The following is an 18,468-nucleotide window of genomic DNA, read 5'->3' as shown; positions in this document are numbered from 1 at the left end:
AGCGGGTAATACGATGACCAACCTGTCTTCCAAACTTCGCCAGTCCACGGCAGCCGCCGTTCTGGCTCTTTCTGCAACAGTCTTCGCCGGCAATGCCTTCGCCAAGGACCTGACCATCACAGTTTGGGCCGGCGGCTCAAATGATAGCGATGTCTACCGCCTTGATGCGATCGAAATGGCAGCCGACCTGCTCACACGTGAGTGGGAAATCCGCGGCGAAGACCTCAACATCACAGTCGAGAAAAAGCGCGATTTTGCCGGTTGGTCTGAATTCAAACAGGCTGTAACGCTCGCTGCCGAGGCAGGCACCGCACCGAACATCGTCGTCACCAGCCATCTCGACATTGCCCCGTGGAGCCAGGCTGGCTTGATCGTTCCAGTCGAAGACTACGTCGATCTTGACGCTTGGCCTTTGAACAACATCTACGACAACCTGATGGAAATCACGACCTACAACGGCGTGGTTTACGGCCTGCCACAGGATGCCGAGTCCCGCCCGTTCTTCTTCTGGAAAGACACCATGAAGAAGCTTGGTTACTCGGACGAGGAAATCGCTGCTCTTCCGGCCAAGGTCGAAGCAGGCGAGTACACACTGCAAAACGTTCTTGAAGACGCCAAAAAAGCCGTCGACATGGAACTCGTCGAAAAGGGCTACGGCTTCTACCCGCGCGTTTCCAATGGCCCTGACTACGCACAGTTCTATCAGTCTTTTGGCGGTGAACTGATGGACAAGGAAAGCGGCAAGCTGATCCTCGACAAACAGGCCATGACGGACTTCTACCAGTTCTTCGTTGATGCCGTCGAAGCTGGCGTAACCCGCAAGAACCACATCGGCACAGAGTGGGACCAGTGGTATTCGGAAGTTGCTTCCGGCAAGGCCGCAATCTGGCACGGTGGCACCTGGCACTACGCCCGCTACACCACCAAGGAAGGCCTCGATGATTTCTTCGGCAACATCGAGTTCTCGCTGATCCCGGCGGGCAATGAAAATGGCCGCGCCAACACGATCACGCATCCGCTCGCATATCTTCTGACCGCGCAGGAAGATGAAGAAGCTGTCGAGATTACTGCTCAGCTGCTCAAGATTGCTTCCGAGCCACGCATCAACACGCTCCATGCGATCAAATCCGCTCACCTGGGCATCGCGAAAGAGCAGTCCAACATCGAACTCTATGCGAATGATCGCTGGGCCGCAGAAGCCACCAAGCGCCTGCTCCCGCATGCCAACGCGCAGCCGAACAACCCCAACTACGGCCAGTTCTCCGAGATCATGTTCAAGGGTCTCGAAACAGCCTGGACCGGCACCAAGTCCCCGGCAGAAGCTGTCGCCGAAGTTGAAGCTGAAATGCAGGCCGTTCTCGGTGACGACCTGATCGTACGCTAATCAACCCCATCAAGACCCCGGGCGATGGATCGCCCGGGGTTACCTGCTTGCGAGGTTCCGATGCGACGCGCGCACCTTCTCGGGCTCGGCTTCATGGCGCCGGCTCTCCTGATTGTCTGTCTGTTTTTTCTGGCACCGGTCATCATGACCGCGGTCTTTTCCTTCACCAACATGAGTTCCGGAACCGGCATCTCGGGAGGCGCTTACGAGGTCACCGAAAAGACGGTTCGCCGGTTGCCAGAACACGGATTTCCGGAAGCCAAGGCAGAAATGCTGGCGCAGGATGTCTATCGCATCGACCCTGCCGGCCTGACCGCTCTGGGGGCCGGGTATGGCAAGGCTTTGGCGGATGAGGTTGGCAAATCACTTTCCGGCAAGACATTCAACGGCCGCCGCGATCTCGAGCGCGCCTTGAAAAAAATGAAGGCCCGGCCTCGCTCCATTCGCGAAATCAAGGTCGCTGCCGACCTGTTCAAGCGCTCGGTCCTGAACACACGCTATGAGACCGAAGACGCATTCGTCGCCGCCATCACGGATCTGGATCTTAAACTTGATACGTCCGAACGCGCCCTCCTCTCTAAGGTTGCTTACACCGGCTGGACCTGGACCACAGAGAATTACGAGCTGATCGCGACATTGCCTTCAACACTGAGAGCAGCGGCAAATACGCTGACGTATGTGGGCTTCACCCTTGCATTCAACGTCGGCTTTGGCCTGTTTCTGGCACTCGCGACCTTTTATTTACCGGGCGCGCAGGCCGCAACGTTCCGCGCCATCTGGATCCTTCCGCGCATTTTGCCCCCGGTCATTTACATCATGATGTGGAAGTGGCTGACCTGGGATACAGGCTTTATCTCAAGCTTTCTAAGCAACTTCGATGTCACCCCGCGCAACTGGATGCTGCATTCGGATATCAATGCCTGGGTCAGTATCGTGTTGATCAATGGCTTCGTCGGCGCATCTCTTGGAATGATCCTGTTTTCAAGCGCACTTCGGGCCATCCCGTCCTCCATGCTCTACGCAAGCGAGGTGGATGGCGCATCACGTCTGCAGCAGATCTGGTACATCATCCTGCCGCAGCTCCGCTGGCCAATCCTCTTTACCACGGCCTATCAGACGCTCTCGCTGCTTACGTCCTTTGACTACATCTATCTTTCGACCGATGGCGGCCCGGGTAGCTCCACAGAAGTCTGGGCGCTCTACACTTTCCACACCGCACTGAACAACTACGGCGGTGCGCTTCAATATGGCCTGGGTGCAGCGCTCGCTCTCGTCCTTGTCGTCATCGGCATCGCAGCATCGCTCGTCTATCTCCGCCTGTTCAACTTCGACAAGCTCGTCGCCAAACCCCGTATCGAGCAATAGTGGGCCTGCCATGACATCGAACTTCAAAACCTGGCCGGTGACGCTGCTTCTTGCCGTCCTGTCGCTGCCCATCGTCATTATGTTCGCTTACCTGATCGTCGATACGGTGACGGATACAACGGCGGGATCACTGATCCCAGACCGGTTCACCCTCGAACACTGGCGTTTTCTTTTTGAACCGCCGCAAACCGGGCGCGCGGACATCTGGGCGGTGACTTTGAACACGTTCCTGTTCGCAGGTTCGACGAGCCTGATCGTCGTCAGTGTTTCGGTCACATCAGGCTACGCCCTCTCCCGTCTGAACATGCCCTTTCGCAAATTCTTTCTGGGCGGCGTTCTCACCCTTCACGCCTTCCCAACTGTGACGTTGATTATCGCCATCTTTTTGATGCTGCAAATGACCGGCCTCTACAACACGCTGATCGGGGTCATCCTCGTGAAGACCGCACTCGAGCTCCCGTTCGGGATTTGGATCATGAAGGGCTTCTACGACACTGTTCCCTGGGAAATCGAAATGGCGGGTATCGCCGATGGAGCAGATCGCTTCACAGTCTGGCGTAAACTCGTCTTGCCTCAGGTGCACCCCGGCCTCGCGGCACTGGGCCTGTTTTCATTTCTCTCCGCCTGGAGCGAGTTCATACTGCCTCAGGTCCTCGCACCAGATGGCGCGTCCCAGGTGCTGTCGACCTATATGCAGAACCTCATCAAGGATGATCGCGCACCTGACTTCAACCTCTTCAAGTCGGTCGGGCTTTTCTACGCCCTTCCTGTCATGACCATCTATCTCATCTTCAACCAGAAACTCATGAACATCTATGGCGGAGGCACGAAGGGCTGATGCGTATCGCGCTTGAAAATTTCACGAAGACCTTCGGCGACACCGCCGTCATCGAGAACATGAATCTGGAAATCGCGAGCGGCGAAATGCTCGCCCTGCTCGGCCCATCCGGTTGCGGCAAGTCCACCACGCTTTTCGCTGTTTGCGGCATTCACCGCATGGACGGTGGCAGACTTCTCTTTGGCGACAAGGATGTCACCAGCGTGCCCTCACAAAACCGCAACGTCGGCGTCGTTTTTCAAAACTATGCGCTCTATCCGCATATGAACATTTACGAAAACATCGCCTTTCCGCTCAAGATCCGAAAAGACAACAAGAAGACAATCGACGAGAAGGTCCAGGAGATCGCGGAGCTCGTCCATATACCCGAGCTTCTGGATCGCAAGCCTATCCAATTGTCCGGAGGCCAGCAACAGCGGGTTGCTCTGGCACGCGCTCTTGTTCGCGAGCCGGACGTTCTCTTGCTCGATGAGCCACTCGCGAACCTGGATGCAAAGCTCCGGCTGGAGATGCGTTCGGAAATTCGGCGCATCCAGCAAAAGACTGGCATCACAGCCATTCTCGTAACCCATGATCAAGTCGAAGCGATGTCCATGTGCGATCGCATCGCGATTATGGACAAGGGGCAGATCGTTCAACTGTCCACGCCCAAAGACATGTACGAAAATCCGGCTTCCGAGTTTGTCGCTGGTTTCATGGGCAATCCACCCATCAGCTTTCTCGACGGGACTGTCGACGAGAATGACCTGCGCCTTGCCAACTCAAGTCAGTCGCTTCCACTTTCCTCGAACATCAGCCTGCCAAACGACGGCGAGACCCTGAGGCTCGGAATCCGCCCCGAGCACTTTCAGCCGAACTATCCTGCCAAGCTCTCCGGCAAGATCAGTTTCATCGAAACGCAGGGGCGCGAAGTGCTCTATGACGTGACGCTGGAAAATGGCGACGTTCTGAGATCGATACAGTCGTCAGGAATGCCGCACGCAATTGGTGAATTGGTCACCTGGGGCATTGACCCGGACAAGACGCTCGCGTTTGCAGCAAATGGCAGTCGCCTATGACCGAATGCGAAACACCGAGATCTAGTTCGCTGCCGGCCTGGATCACGGACCCACGAGAGCGCCCTTTGGCAATCGCGCACCGCGGCGCAAGCGCCTACGCCCCTGACAATACACTGCGTGCGTTCGAACTGTCCACGGACCTAGGTGCCGACATGTGGGAAGTCGACATACAAGTAAGCAGGGATGGCATACCCGTTGTCTGCCACGATGCAGATCTGGCAGCCGTGGCCGGACGCCCAGAGAGATTGGACCACTTCGCCGCCTCGGAACTTGTCCTCATGGACACCAGGTCCGGCGAGCCAATCCCACTATTTGCCGAGGTTGTAGACCTCGCCAGCTCGAAAGGCGCAGCCCTTTACCTCGACGTCAAAGACCTGGGTGCAGCAGAAGCAACCCTTGCTATCCTCGAAGACCGCAAGTTTGAAAAAGCAATCTTCGGCACGACAGATCCGGACTTCTGCCGCCAGTTAAAAAGTCGAGGTTGTCCCTACCCGATCTCCATCCTCATCGGTCTCGGCAAGGATGCATTCGCGCTCGCCGATATGTCCGGCGCTGACATCATCCATCCCTGCTGGGAGAGGGCTGGCGACCGGCCGGACCGCCTGTTGGACGCGGAATTCTTCGACAAAGCGTCTGCTCGTAATCTGCCAATCGTCACCTGGCATGAAGAACGTCCAGATGTCGCCAAGGCCCTCTGTGAGATGCCTGTGCTTGGCATATGCTCCGACACGCCGGAGCTTCTCAAGGCCTACCGCGAAATCTTTCCCGACGCACCGCTTGTCGTGTGCCATCGCGGCGCCAATGTGATCGCGCCTGAAAACACGCTCATCGCCGCAAATGCTGCCTTTGCTGCGGGCTACGACTTCGTAGAACTCGATGTACGCAAGACCGCCGACGGAACGCTGGCAGTCATCCATGATCGCACAGCTGACCGGACGACAGATGGTTCCGGCGCTGTCGCGGACCTAACAACATCCGAACTTCTCAAGCTCGACGCAGGCAGCTGGCACTCCCGCCATTTTGCCGGTACGCGCATTCCCCTCCTGACCGATATGATTGCTTGCGCAAAATTATGGTCAAGTCAGCTATATATCGAGGTCAAGGACGCAGATCCAAATGCGGTCGTCGCTCAGGTTGAGGCTGCTGGTTTCATGGACAATTGCTTCTTCTGGTCGTTCGATACGGACAATCTGCGCATCATCCGTGACCATCACACTGATGCTAAACTGATGGCAAGGTTGGAAGACTACGCCTCTCTGGAGGAGTGCCTTCAGGACTTGAAGCCGAACATCGTCGAGTTCAACACATCCAACGCGAACGCAAACGACTTTACCCGGGCTCGGTCAGCTGGAGGGCGTGTCATGGTCGCGTATATGGGCAATCACCCGGGGATCATGAAGAACATGCTCAGCCTCCAGCCGGACATGGTCAACATCAATGATACGATCGGCTGGAGAAAGATCGTTTCGAGCCAATAACCAAGAACAAGACGTTTGATGATGGACGCAGACACACCTCGAAAGAAAGTCAACTCGCATGATGTGGCGGAGCGCGCCGGTGTCTCCCGGTCCGCCGTCTCGCGCACTTTTACCGACGGCGCGAGCGTATCGGAAGAAACACGCACCAAGGTCCTGAAGGCTGCGATGGAACTGGGCTACCGGGTGAATGCACTCGCCAGGTCCCTGCATACGCAGCGCTCTGATCTGGTCGGTCTGGTCGCTGCCGATATGGACAATCCATTTCGCGCTGAACAGATTGACTGTCTGTCGAAATTGCTCCGCGAACGCGGGTTCAAGCCTATCTTGCTGCGCGGTGAAGCAACGGCGAATGTCTCGGAAATGATCGGGGCACTGCTGCAGTATAGCGTTGCGGGCGTCATTGTGACGTCGGATACACCACCTGAGCAGATTTGCGTCGAATGCCAGCGTCATGGTGTCCCGCTGGTCACGATCAACAAACAGGATCCCGGGGCCCCGGTTGACCGTGTCCAGTGTGACTTTGAACACGGCGGCCGAATGGCCTTTGACCATCTGCATTCAATTGGCTGCCGCAAGCTCGCGCTCGTATTGCCCCTGAAGCCGTCTTACACGATTGCCGGCCGCGCCGGCACTTTCGAAGACAGATGCCGTGAACAGGAAATCCCGCTTCAGAGGATCGCTTGCGGCCTTCAGGACTATGAATCAGGCTTGGCTGCTGCAAATCTTGTCGCCGCGAAATCAAACGATATCGACGGTATCTTTTGCGTGGCGGACTACATGGCGCTTGGCCTGCTCGATGGCCTGCGCCATGAGCACGGCATAAAGGTACCCGAGGATATGCGGCTTATCGGCTTTGACGATATTCCGCAGGCCGGGTGGAAAGCCTATTCGCTGACGACCATCCGCCAAAGCCGGGAAGAGCTTGCCAGGAAAGCGATTGATCTTCTCATCAAGCGTATCGAGACGCCGGAACTTCCACCCCAAGAACATATTTGTTCCCTCGACCTGTGTCTGCGCGCAACCTAGGGAAAGCGCAAACACCGCGCGACGGAAACACCCAGGTTTTCATCGTGCCAGACGCCCTCAGTGGATCAGATCGATCACCTGCCGCGTGACTTCCTTGGTGCCCATATCACCGCCGAACTCCATTGGCCGCAGGAGATTGTCCTCAAAGCCCTTGTCGACGGCACTTTCGATCAGACCCGCTGCATCGGCCAGTTCAGGTCGTGCCAGCTTTTCCGAGAGATAATCCAGCATCAGCCCACCGCTGAGGATCGCCGCCAGCGGGTTTGCCTTGTTCTGGCCCATGATATCCGGCGCACTGCCGTGAGCTGGTTGGAACAGACCTGTGTCGTCGCCAATCTCTGCACAAGCCGCCATGCCCATGCCACCGACCAGACCACCAGCGAGGTCCGAGAGAATGTCGCCAAACATGTTCTCCATAACAAGCACATCGAAGTCCCAAGGCTTGCGAATGAGATCAAGCGCTTGCGCGTCCACATAGTTGTAACCCGTTGCCACATCTGCATAGAGCGGCGCGATCTCATCAAAGATCTTTCTGAAGAACGCCATCGATGTAAACACGTTCGCCTTGTCGACACAGGTCAGTTTGCCAGCTTTGCCGCGCTCTTTACGCTTGCGCGCGAGCTTGAAGCCAAAATGATGCAGCTTCTCCGTCGTTGGCCGCGTGATGCGCAGAACGTCCTGAACCTCATCGTCGTTGACGACCAGGCTTCTGCTATGGGCCGCGGCCGAGTAAAAAAGCCCCTCTGTGGACTCTCGCAGCACAATAAGGTCGATGGCCGATGCTCGAGGATCGGCAAGACGTTGCGGTGCATTCGGGTAGGCCTTCACGGGGCGAACACCAGCATAAAGACCGAACCGGTCCCTCAGGCGCAAGTGCGGCGAGATTTCAGTGCCATCCGCATGACGAATGGACGGCAGACCAATCGCGCCCAAAAAGATTGCATCCGCCTTTCCTGCCCTGGCCTCACCTTCAGGTTCAATATCCACGCCGTGTTCACTGAAGTACCCTGCTCCGGCGTGTATTTCTTCGTAGGCCAGCTTGGCGTTGCTGGTGCGTGCCAATGCAGTGTCGACGATGGCCATGGCGGCATCGGCGACATCAACGCCAATACCATCTCCCTTGATGAGGGCAATTCTGACTTCCTCGGACATATTATTTATTCCCAACACTGCGGCGGCTCGCTGCACATGCAGGCGACCGGCCAATCATCAAATCAATCGTCCCATTGGATGTCGAAACGCTTCACGAGCCTTTCGACATCCGCCTGGCCTATGCCATTGGCCTCAATTCCGCGAAGAAGCACGGCAAGTTTTGCAGTTTCTTCAAGCTCTTCCATCGCGTAGATGGCCGACTCCAGATCCTTTCCCGCCACAACAGGACCGTGGTTGGCCAGCAGCACGGCGGTCCTTTTCCCCGCGAGACCTCGAACCGCCTCGCCCATGGCGTCGTCACCCGGCATGAAGAAGGGCAAGAGCTTGACCTTTCCCAGCTTCATGATGCCGTAGGCCGTCAGCGGCGGCAGCACGTTGTCCGGATCAACATCCGGCATCAACGACAAGGCAACCGAGTGTGTCGAATGCAAATGCACAACTGCACCCGTCCCATGCCGAGTATCGTAGAACGCTGAATGAAGCGGGATTTCCTTGGTCGGTGCATCCCCTGAGATCAACTCCATCGCGCTGCCGAGATGACTGATCCGCCCTGGATCCAGAAACCCCATGGATGACCCGGTCGGCGTCACCAGAAAACTACCGTCGCTCAGTCGCATGGAGATGTTCCCCGAGGAGCCCGGTGTCAGCCCTCGGTCGAAAAGAGATTTCGCATAAAGAGCGATCTTCTCGCGCGCACTGGAGATCTCGGTCAAGACGCGTTCCCCAGGCGTTCCAATGCCTCCACAAAGAAATCCGGACCACCGAAATTGCCGGATTTCAATGCCAAAGCGAGAGGTTGGCCAACAACCTTAAGCGCGGGGACGCCCGCTGCGATCCGAGGGCCGATTTCAAGACCGGAAACACCAAGCCCGGAAACAACGGCACCCGATGTTTCACCGCCGGCGACAACAATGCGCCGCACACCTGACTGGGACAGCGCTGCTGCAAGATTTGCAAAGAGCTCCTCAATTGCTGAGGCAACAGCCTGACGGCCATGTTTGGCTTGCGCTGCCTTCACGACGTCCGGGTCTGCCGAGGAGAAGAGCAGCGGCGGCACCTCCTGCTTCAGCACCCATTCGACAAGAGCCTGCAAAGAGTAGTTTCCAGCCACAACCTCATCGGCGTCGAGTTCTTGTGCCGGAGCAACCCGCCGGTAATTTGCGACCTGTTCGCGCGTGGCAATAGAGCACGAACCAGACAGCACAACGCCCGCGCCGTTCGAGCCGACCCACGGAATGTCCGAGGGCGCGATGCCAAAGTTTGCCGGCAGTCCCAACGCGAGACCGGAACCAGCAGTCATGAGCCGCCTGCCCTTCAATGCGCGCCCAAGCGTAACAAGGTCTTCGTCGCGAACAGCATCAGCGATCAACATGCACCTTTGGTCGCCTGCGATCGCTTCGGCAACACTATCGACACCGCTCATCACCGCCGAAAGCGGAATATGCTCGACAGGCCATTGTGTCTGACGGGCGAGAACGCGCCGTAAATCAGGATCCGTCATTGGCGTCAGCGGATGGTTCTGCATGCCGCTTTCGCTCAGGAGTTGATCCTTGACGAAGAGGTACCCCTGATAGATCGAGCGACCGTTTTCCGGAAATGCCGGACAAACCACAACCCTGTCTTCTCCCAGCCTTTCGGCCAGCGCTTCGGTGACCTGTCCGATGTTCCCCGCGTCGGTGGAGTCAAAGGTGGAGCAAACCTTGAAGATGATCTGCTCTGCCCCTTGCTCGAGCAACCAGTCACAAGCGTGGAGCGATTGGCTTATCGCCTCATTGACGGGTGCCGTCCGGCTTTTGAGCGCGACGACACCGGCTTGCACGTCAGGACCAGCGGCCTGCTTGGGGACACCAACATATTGAACCGTCGGCATGCCGCCTTCGGCAAGCGTCAGCGCGATATCCGATGCGCCGGTAAAATCATCTGCAACAACGCCAATCTTCATTACACGAGCGTCCTTGTAGGTCCTTGATCAAGACGAATGATATGTTCCGGCCCCTGGGCAGGAAAAAGCTCGCGAACGAGCGGATCATGGCCAGGAATAATCAAGTCCTTTGAGCTCGCCAGGCGCCTGAGTGTCTGAAAGCCGTTCATCATGTCTTCGAGATCCACGACGATCGGGAATGGTTTCAGGTCGAGAACATTCTCGTAGTAATGCGCGGCATCCGAAGCGAGGCAGAGCAAGCCAGCGTCCGTGCGTACGCGAACGGCCTGCAGCCCGCGACTGTGCCCGCCAATGCGATGAACCGTGACACCTTCCGCGACTTCTCCATCACCGTCATGGAAGATGACGCGACCGGAATACAGGCGATGGATCGCCTCGCAGACGTGCTCTGCTGTAAAGGGCGCTTTCAGCACGCCATGGCACATGCATGGACCAGTGGCATAGGCCATCTCTGCGGCTTGCAGATGCAGCGCTGCATTTGGGAAGTGTCTGATGCCACCAGCATGGTCATAGTGCAGATGCGTGACAATGATGGTTGATACGCTTTGTGGATCGATCCCAAGCGGCATCAGCGCCTCAACTGGGTTCAACCGGATTGGCCGAGATCTGCGATCCGCTTCTTCATCGTCATACCCAGTATCAACAAGCAGCACCTCTTCGCCTCGGCGCAACACCCAGATGAAATAATCCATCGCATGGGGCGCATCATGATTGTCATCAAAGAGAAAGCTATCAGCGCGGGTCCTGGCGTTCCTGTCCGCGTATTTGATCGCAAAGACTTCCCAGTTGTTGCTCACGGCACGACCCTTTCGAACGTCGCAACAGACTTGCTCGCAATCATCTCCGAGACCTCCTTGTCGAACGACAGAAAATGGTCACTCGTCAAATGCAAATCGAAAGCAGCACGATCCGAATAGACTTCGTAGAGGAAAACCTCGTCCTCACGTCCGGGATCTGTGCAGACATCGAACCGATGACAACCTCTCTCACGTTCCAGTGACAGGCGAGCGTTGTTTTCCATCAGAGGGAGAAAATCTGACATCTCCCCCTCCTTAATCTTGAATGTGACTGTTACGGCAAACACCGAAGCCTCTCCTTCCTACCTGAACAGATACACCATCCCCATGGTTACGATCGGAACGTATGTAACCAGGAGAAGGGCCGCGATGGCAGCGATGTACAGCGGGGCCATCTTGCGTGCGATGGCCAGCACTCCAACGCCCGAGATACGGGAGGCGACATAGAGCGTCGCCCCGACAGGCGGCGTAAACAGGCCAACAGCCACGTTACATGTCATGATGACACCCAGGTGAACAGGATCGACACCAAAGGCCTGTGCTGTTGGGAGGAAGAGAGGAGCTGTCAGCAGAATGGCCGGGACCGGATCAAGCACGAGGCCAAGAACAAGCAGAACGATGTTGACCAAAAGCAGGAACATCCAGGGACCGGACGACATTTCCTGAACGAAGCCAACGAGGATCTGTGGCATCTGCTCAAGCGTGATCAACCAGCCTAGAACCGTTGTGGCGCCAATCACGACCATGACCACAGAACTGGTCACAAAGGAGTCGATCAGAAGCCGCGGAAGATCACGGACGTGGAAGTCGCGATAGACCACCGTTGTCACGATCAGACCGTAAACCACCGCGAGAGCTGCTGCTTCGGTCGGCGTGACCCAGCCTGTGAAAATCCCGCCGAGAATAAGCACCGGCATGAAAAGCGCCGGAGCAGTGCCGATGAAGGAAGATGTCAGCTCCTGAAGCGACGTCCGGCGACCACCCGGATCGCAGTTCGTCGATTTGCCAACATAATAGCAAACGCCCATAAAAAAGGCGCCGAAGATGATGCCGGGCACCATGCCGCCAAGGAACAGATCCGCGACCGAAACATTGCCGACAAAGCCATAGATCAGCATGGGGATCGAGGGCGGGATGATGATGCCGATCGTGCCAGCAGCCGCAACAAGTCCGGCAGCAAAGGCCGTGTTGTAGCCCTCTCGCGACATGTTCTTGATCATCACGGATCCGATCGCCGCCGAGTCGGCGATGGCAGAACCTGAAATGCCGCCGAAAATCATCGATGCACCGACGACGACCATTCCAAGACCGCCGGCCATGAAGCCGAAGGCCGCCCGCGCAAAGCCGATGATGCGAAGGCCAACACCCCCTCGGCTCATCATTTCCCCGGCCACAATGAACAGGGGGATGGCCAAGAAATGATTGGGCTCCACGCCGCCGATGAAATTGAGGAAAAGCGCCTGCAGCGGATATCCCAGGTCAAACACGATGATCGGCAAGACCGCCGTGATCAGAATGGCCCAAACAAGCGGCACACCCAGGAAGACCGTCGTCAGGAAGACGGCCACGACAAAAAGAAGGATCATTGCACCGCCTCACCGCCGTCGGAATGCGCGCTATGCGGCAACACCGGATTGCGGATGTCAAAATAGAGGTTGTAGAGATGAAAGATGAGCGTGAACGCCATGCCCACAGGCATCGACGCGTACAGCAATCCAACCGGCCAATAGAGCACTGTGGTTTTCTGCGCCCAGGTGTGGGCCGATATGCTGAAGCCGGTCCAGATCAAGCTCACCAGAAGCACAACGATGATCAGGTCGATAGCGATCGACAAGACCCGCTGTCCAGTCTTGGGAAACAAACCTTCGGCGATCTCCGTGACGCGCATATGCGCGCCGCGCGCCACAGCAGCAGCACAGCCAATGAACGTGCTCCAAAGCAGGAGAAAACTTGTCACTTCAAGCGACCAGGCCAGATCGAAACCTGCAAAACCGCGTAGCGACGCATTGCAGAAGACAAGTGCGACGATGGCAAAGCCACCCAACGCCAGTGATACATCGATCAGGGTGCTGAGCCATCGCAAGACGGCCGGATAGTGATTGCGATAGTCCAAGTCCGGACCCTCTCCAGAAAAGGCGCCGGAGCGCAAGCGCCCCGGCAGTTTAGATGGAAGGATTATTATTTCGCAGGCATCGCATCGCGGATAGCAGCAGCATCCGCGAGGATCTTGTTGACCGCGTCATCGCCGTAGACATCCTTTGCCTTGGCATAGACGGGCTGTACGGCGTCGCGGAAGGGACCAATTTCTGGCACGCTGACCGTTGCGCCTTCTTCGGTCATTTCATCGAGCTGGCGATCCACCGAGTTCTTCACCAGGTCACGGCTGAACGCTGCAGATTCAGCTGCCGCTTTCAGGACCGCGTCCTTGTCTGCATCAGAGAAGGACTGCCAGGTTTTCTCGGCAATGGTCAACGGCAGCGGGCTGTAGACGTGGCGGGTCAGCGTGATGTTCGGTGCGACTTCGTAAAAACGCAGAGACCGGATCGTGTCGACGGGATTTTCCTGACCGTTCACGATGCCCTGCTGAATTGCGAGGTAGACATCGGTGATGGGCATAACGACCGTCTGGAACCCGATTTCTTCCATGGTCCAGCGGATCATGTCATTCGGGAACACACGCATCTTCATGCTTTCCGCATCCGTTGGAGACGTCAGCGGCTCATTCGTTGTGAAGCTGCGGAAACCGGCTTCCCAGGTCGACAGGACGCGGAACCCTTTTTCTGGCAGCTTCGCAAACTCGCCCTGCAGCCATTCGGAGTTGTCATAAAGCTCCCAACCCTGCTCATAAGTGTCCACCAGGAACGGCATGGCTGTCAGGTTCAGGCTCGGCAGGTGCGTTGCATAACTACCGGTCGCAGAGACCGTGAAATCGACACCGCCCAGTTGAAGCAGCTCGATCGCTTTCGGATCGTTGGCAAGCTGGCCTGACGGAAAGATCTTAACTTCGTAGCGGCCATCCGTGTAGTCGGCCACTTTTTCTGCAAAAACCTCTGCCGCAGCCTGACGCGATCCTCCCGGATTGTCTGTATGACTGAAGCGCAGCACCTCCGCGGCATGAGCGGCCCCCATGCAGGCAGACAGCATGAGTGCGCTCATGGTCAGGCGACCAAGACTCTGTTTTCCAAACATAAATTTTCTCCTCCCAAGGCCCGAACTACGAGCCAACACAAATTGCACATTGATTTGCGTATACGCAATACAATCCCTTGTCAACGAATTGAATGTCGACTATTCCGGATCCAATATCTGCGATGAGACAGTCATTGCGGCGGCGGAGGAAAATCTATGGGCGCGAATAAGATCAGAGTGGCTTGCCTGGGGGCCGGCTACTTCGCGGGCTTCCATTATGAAGGTTGGCAACGGATCAAGCGTGCACATCTCGTTGGTGCCTGTGACCGCGACAAAGAAAAGGCGAAAGCCACCGGCGTCGCCGCCTTCGCAGATCTCGACCACATGCTACGCATGACAAAGCCTGACCTGCTCGACATCATCACGCCTCCACCCTCGCACCTTCCAGCGATCGAGGCTGCAATAAGGGCGGGCGTCGAAACGGTCATCTGTCAAAAGCCCTTTTGCCAGTCACTCGACGAGGCCAAACAGGCGACCGCAATCGCCGAAGAGGCCGGTGTCAGTTTGGTGATTCACGAGAATTTCAGGTTTCAGCCCTGGTACCGCTGTATCAAGCAGGCGCTTGAAAACGAACTCATCGGCGAGCTTCAGCAGGTCACATTTCGTCTGCGCACTGGAGATGGCCAAGGTCCTCGCGCTTACCTTGATCGCCAGCCTTATTTCCAGACCATGCCGAAGCTGCTCATTCATGAAACAGGCGTGCACTGGATAGACACATTCCGCTTCCTGCTGGGCGAGCCGGACGCAGTCTATGCCGATCTTCGCCGCATGAACCCGGTGATTGCGGGGGAAGATGCAGGCTACTTCATCTTCGATTATGCGAATGGGGTCCGGGCACTTTTTGACGGCAACCGACTTCTCGATCACGCAGCCGAAAACTGCAGAACCACGCTCGGCGAAGCCCTCATAGAAGGCACGAAAGGAACCCTCAGCCTGTCTGGCCAAGGCGAGGTTTCATTGCGGCACTTCGGTGCACTCGAAGAAAACACCCTTCTGCATGCGCAGGATTGGCAGGGTTTTGGCGGGGACTGCGTACGCGCCCTTATGCAGCATGTGGTAGACGGCGTGCTCGATGACACCCCGCTGGAAAACGAAGCGCGTGACTATCTCAAAGTAATCGCTATAGAACAGGCTATATACGAATCCGATCAAAAAGAACAAAAGATCCGAGGGCTCGATTTTGGCTGACGCTCTGAAGCAAAAATCCATCACGGTTCAGGCCGTGGAGCATATTCGCCAGCTGATATTCGATGGTGAGTTGCCTGCTGGCTCCGATCATCTCGAGAGCGAACTGGCAGATCGTCTGGGAATGTCGCGTACACCGGTTCGCGAGGCGACGCTTCTTTTGGCGCAACAGGGTCTTCTTGAGGTCAGGCCGCGCAAGGGCGTTCGAATTTCATCTCTTTCGCTCAAGGACATGGAAGAGATTTACGCAGTCCTTACAGAACTGGAGAGCCTTGCAGCAGAAGAAGCAGCTGGTGCCTCCTACAATGACGAGGAACTGGCCGCGCTTGCCAAGTCAATTGACGATATGGAAGCTGCACTGAAGGCCGGGAATCTCGAGGCTTGGGCCCTGGCCGACGAGGCGTTTCACAGTGAACTTGTTCGTCTCGGCGGAAACTCGAGAATCCAGAGCATCGTCGCCATGATGAGCAATCAGGTGCGTAGAGCACGAGCGATCACCCTCCACATCAGGCCCGCACCTCTCAAATCCAACGAAGACCATAGAGCTGTCTATGATGCCATTCGGCGCGGGGACCCGAAAACGGCACATGATCGGCACCGTTCTCATCGCCAACACGCGCGCGAGGTGCTGATTGAGCTGCTGAAAAAGCACCGTCTCCAGCACATCTGACCTTGCCTGTGGCTGAAACAAGACGCAGGGCCGTTGACAGCCCTGCGCAAGGTATATCGATCGCTGTTGGGCGCGCCCAGGCTCAGACTTCCGTCAGAAGTTCTGAGTAAGGCAGCCGAGATTTTGGCAGAGCTGCATTGTAGTCTTTGTCTGCGTCGCTATAGCCGAGCGGTACGACCACAAGGCTGGAGTAGCCCTTCTCCCGCAAGCCAAATTCCTCATCCATGACCGGTATCTCGAAACCTTCCATCGGCGTTGCATCGATGCCGAGCGCAGCAACACCCAACAGGAATTGCCCAAGGTTCAGATAGACCTGCTTGTCCATCCAGTGTTGGACATCTTTGAAGTCTTGCTTGTGAAGGTTGACGAACATGCTACGACCAGCATGCATCTGGGTCTTGAAAGTCTCTTTGTCACCATCGAAGCGTCCATCCTTGTCTTCCTGCTCCAAGACCTTGAGCAGGAATTCCTCTAGGATTTCCAATCGGCTCGCAAATACGACAACGTGGCTTGCGTTCAGGATTGACGGCGCGTTGAACGGGAACAAGCGTTCTGTGGCCTTGGCAACACGCGCCTTGCCTTCGTCCGAGCTGGCGAGAATGAAATGCCAGGGTTGGGCATTGGTGCTGGATGGGCTGAAACGTAGCAGCTCCTTGATCTTCTCGACCTTCTCATCGGAAATCTTCAGGGCCGGATCAAAAGCCTTGGTCGTGTGACGCGTCTTCGCAAAATACACGATGTCCTGCGCGGCCTTGATATCTTTTGGATTAAACTGAGTCATGTTCGAGCCTCCTTTGGCGGTGGCCTGAACGTAGGAAGTGCAGCGCACAGAGTTATCCCTGAAAATCAGAAAAGAGTATCCTGTGAAAGCGCATAATCCTGCTCGAAGCGGCCCGTTGCGATAGGCCAAAGCAGACTCGCACTTTCTCAGGTCAGAGAAAGAAGCGCCTCACAGACCTGATGCGGATCGTAATATGGCGCTGAAGGCCGGCTCACCAGATCGAGGGCGACAGCGGGAATCCCAAGCTTGGCAAGATCCTCAAGATCGCGGGCACTTGTATCTTCGCCCGCATCAAGCAGGACCAAATTCAGCAGCTGATCGTCCGAGATGTCAGTGCCGGCATCTTTCTTGAGATACCGAAGCAAAATCTGGACCTTCTGCGCCACAGACAATCCCATGGCCTCAGGATCGTCTCCAAGGCTTGGCACGAAGACTTTTGGCACATCGCGGCTAGCGATCGCTTTGCCAACTCCCTCGGGCAGGATATTGGCCAAAACACTGGAATAGAAACTGCCAGGCGGATAGCAAATCAGATCAGCCGAGGTGATCAGCTTCTTGTTCCGCTTGCTCAATTTCGTAGAAACCGGGGAACGCTCGAGCGGCGACTTGCTCAAGTACAAATTCGCAATCGGCGACTCGATCGGAGCAGTTTCCTTGCCGGTCAGCAAATGCTGACCAATGACCGAACGGCCGTCTTCAAGATCTGCCCCCAGATGCAGGTTGCCATCAACGATGGCCCGAACGATGCCCTGGACTCCGACCAGCTTCGATACGAGAAAAATGATCGGTTCGAGCTCTTTCTGCTGGTTCAAGTAGCCACCGGCGAGAATCAGATTGCCGATACTGGCGCCGCGCAAATCGAAGCGAGACGGCTTGGATGCCTGGAACACCCCAAGCTGATGCATGATCAACGTGCGCATCGGTCGCTCGATCGCTTTGACAAGCGGATGGGTTCCCGCGACCATTGTTTCGAGTTCGGAGGTGAGTGCTCGTTTGCTGACGCTCTTCTTGAACCGGTGCGTGAAGAGCTCGAACACCTCGGGATGACCCAGGACGCTCTCGTCCGCAAGCGCCATCAGACGGCTGCGAAGATCACCAATGGCCGGCATGTCGAAGGCTTTGCGCAACGCTTGTGAACTACCACCGGAATCAAACGGTGTAACAAGATGAACCGAGTTGAAGGAGTAGGATTTGAGCGCACGTGAAATGCCATTCAGCGCCGTCCCGCCGCTAAAAAACAGGAGCCGCGGACCAAGGTCGGGATTGCTTTTGTAGCGCCCAACGCGCAACGGGTCGGGGAAAGAAACGCTTCGGCGGATCACTAGCTCGTGCACTGGAGATAAATATCCTAGACAATAGTGAGAGACGGATTGCTGTGTTGCGCGCCGCCCCTTTGCTCACAACCAAAACGGTATCGATCGCGAATGCAAGATTTCCTTATCTCAATACGGACAACGCCGCGCGCTAATATTCCTTGCGACGAGAAATCTCTGACGCATCTCAAGCAGCAACCAGAGAAATGGAAATTCGACACGCGCCCCTCAAGTCGGCAAGACATTCAGCGGCGGCCTCCAGCTTCTGTCACAAAACTGTTCACTACGAG

At 56.4% G+C, this 18,468-nt stretch carries 18 protein-coding genes; 8 read left to right on the top strand and 10 right to left on the bottom strand.

Going from position 1 to position 18,468, the window contains the following annotated elements; translation table 11 throughout:
* Positions 1–13: 13 nt before the first annotated feature.
* The 6 genes from IG617_RS12505 to IG617_RS12480 all read left to right on the top strand — a co-directional run bounded on the left by IG617_RS12505 (position 14) and on the right by IG617_RS12480 (position 7,149).
* Entirely contained in the window at positions 14–1,384 is a 1,371-nt protein-coding gene (locus tag IG617_RS12505; RefSeq protein ID WP_192109538.1) for an ABC transporter substrate-binding protein, read from the top strand.
* Between the two features lie 60 nt (positions 1,385–1,444).
* The gene (locus IG617_RS12500) at positions 1,445–2,749 is read left to right on the top strand and encodes a carbohydrate ABC transporter permease (RefSeq protein WP_192109537.1); all 1,305 of its coding nucleotides are present in this window, start codon (positions 1,445–1,447) and stop codon (positions 2,747–2,749) included.
* A gap of 10 nt (positions 2,750–2,759) precedes the next feature.
* Entirely contained in the window at positions 2,760–3,587 is an 828-nt protein-coding gene (locus IG617_RS12495; protein WP_153772143.1) for a carbohydrate ABC transporter permease, read from the top strand.
* Positions 3,587–4,645, top strand: coding sequence for an ABC transporter ATP-binding protein (locus IG617_RS12490; RefSeq protein WP_192109536.1), 1,059 nt, complete (start codon positions 3,587–3,589; stop codon positions 4,643–4,645). Before IG617_RS12495 ends, IG617_RS12490 begins: the two co-directional genes overlap by 1 nt.
* Positions 4,646–4,710: 65 nt before the next feature.
* Positions 4,711–6,123, top strand: a complete 1,413-nt coding sequence (locus tag IG617_RS12485; protein WP_192109535.1) for a glycerophosphodiester phosphodiesterase — start codon at positions 4,711–4,713, stop codon at positions 6,121–6,123.
* An 18-nt stretch (positions 6,124–6,141) separates the two neighbouring features.
* The gene (locus IG617_RS12480) at positions 6,142–7,149 is read left to right on the top strand and encodes a LacI family DNA-binding transcriptional regulator (protein WP_192109534.1); all 1,008 of its coding nucleotides are present in this window, start codon (positions 6,142–6,144) and stop codon (positions 7,147–7,149) included.
* Positions 7,150–7,206: 57 nt separating this feature from the next.
* On the opposite strand, the gene IG617_RS12475 is transcribed toward IG617_RS12480, so the two are convergent.
* The 8 genes from IG617_RS12475 to IG617_RS12440 all read right to left on the bottom strand — a co-directional run bounded on the left by IG617_RS12475 (position 7,207) and on the right by IG617_RS12440 (position 14,229).
* On the bottom strand, positions 7,207–8,301 hold the full coding sequence (locus tag IG617_RS12475; protein WP_192109533.1) for an isocitrate/isopropylmalate dehydrogenase family protein: 1,095 nt from the start codon (positions 8,299–8,301) through the stop codon (positions 7,207–7,209).
* A gap of 62 nt (positions 8,302–8,363) precedes the next feature.
* Positions 8,364–9,014 carry a 3-oxo-tetronate 4-phosphate decarboxylase gene (gene otnC / locus IG617_RS12470; RefSeq protein ID WP_192109532.1) on the bottom strand — a complete coding sequence of 217 codons (651 nt, stop codon included), beginning with the start codon at positions 9,012–9,014 and terminating at the stop codon, positions 8,364–8,366.
* Positions 9,011–10,243, bottom strand: coding sequence for a 3-oxo-tetronate kinase (gene otnK / locus IG617_RS12465; protein ID WP_192109531.1), 1,233 nt, complete (start codon positions 10,241–10,243; stop codon positions 9,011–9,013). Before otnK ends, otnC begins: the two co-directional genes overlap by 4 nt.
* On the bottom strand, positions 10,243–11,040 hold the full coding sequence (locus tag IG617_RS12460; protein ID WP_192109530.1) for an MBL fold metallo-hydrolase: 798 nt from the start codon (positions 11,038–11,040) through the stop codon (positions 10,243–10,245). The genes otnK and IG617_RS12460 overlap by 1 nt, the downstream gene beginning before the upstream one ends.
* Positions 11,037–11,327, bottom strand: coding sequence for an antibiotic biosynthesis monooxygenase (locus IG617_RS12455; RefSeq protein ID WP_192109529.1), 291 nt, complete (start codon positions 11,325–11,327; stop codon positions 11,037–11,039). The genes IG617_RS12460 and IG617_RS12455 overlap by 4 nt, the downstream gene beginning before the upstream one ends.
* Positions 11,328–11,342: 15 nt before the next feature.
* Positions 11,343–12,626, bottom strand: a complete 1,284-nt coding sequence (locus IG617_RS12450; RefSeq protein ID WP_192109528.1) for a TRAP transporter large permease — start codon at positions 12,624–12,626, stop codon at positions 11,343–11,345.
* Complete coding sequence (locus IG617_RS12445) at positions 12,623–13,153, bottom strand: TRAP transporter small permease (protein WP_192109527.1); 531 nt, start codon at positions 13,151–13,153, stop codon at positions 12,623–12,625. The genes IG617_RS12450 and IG617_RS12445 overlap by 4 nt, the downstream gene beginning before the upstream one ends.
* A 65-nt stretch (positions 13,154–13,218) precedes the next feature.
* Positions 13,219–14,229 (bottom strand): TRAP transporter substrate-binding protein, encoded by a 1,011-nt coding sequence (locus tag IG617_RS12440; RefSeq protein ID WP_192109526.1) that lies wholly within the window; start codon positions 14,227–14,229, stop codon positions 13,219–13,221.
* Between the two features lie 156 nt (positions 14,230–14,385).
* Between IG617_RS12440 and IG617_RS12435 the strand changes: the two genes are divergently transcribed.
* Together IG617_RS12435 and IG617_RS12430 are read left to right on the top strand one after the other, a co-directional pair.
* Complete coding sequence (locus tag IG617_RS12435; protein ID WP_192109525.1) at positions 14,386–15,417, top strand: Gfo/Idh/MocA family protein; 1,032 nt, start codon at positions 14,386–14,388, stop codon at positions 15,415–15,417.
* On the top strand, positions 15,410–16,084 hold the full coding sequence (locus IG617_RS12430; RefSeq protein WP_192109524.1) for a GntR family transcriptional regulator: 675 nt from the start codon (positions 15,410–15,412) through the stop codon (positions 16,082–16,084). Before IG617_RS12435 ends, IG617_RS12430 begins: the two co-directional genes overlap by 8 nt.
* A gap of 82 nt (positions 16,085–16,166) precedes the next feature.
* On the opposite strand, the gene nfsB is transcribed toward IG617_RS12430, so the two are convergent.
* Both nfsB and IG617_RS12420 read right to left on the bottom strand, forming a co-directional pair.
* The gene (gene nfsB, locus IG617_RS12425; protein ID WP_192109523.1) at positions 16,167–16,865 is read right to left on the bottom strand and encodes an oxygen-insensitive NAD(P)H nitroreductase; all 699 of its coding nucleotides are present in this window, start codon (positions 16,863–16,865) and stop codon (positions 16,167–16,169) included.
* 146 nt (positions 16,866–17,011) lie between these two features.
* On the bottom strand, positions 17,012–18,199 hold the full coding sequence (locus tag IG617_RS12420; protein WP_192109522.1) for a GAK system CofD-like protein: 1,188 nt from the start codon (positions 18,197–18,199) through the stop codon (positions 17,012–17,014).
* Positions 18,200–18,468 lie beyond the last annotated feature (269 nt).

Origin of the sequence: Roseibium polysiphoniae (assembly GCF_014842925.1) — a bacterium.
Taxonomy (GTDB): domain Bacteria; phylum Pseudomonadota; class Alphaproteobacteria; order Rhizobiales; family Stappiaceae; genus Roseibium; species Roseibium polysiphoniae.
The sequence above is the reverse complement of the archived record's forward strand: the minus strand, read 5'-3'. Positions and strand labels throughout refer to the sequence as shown.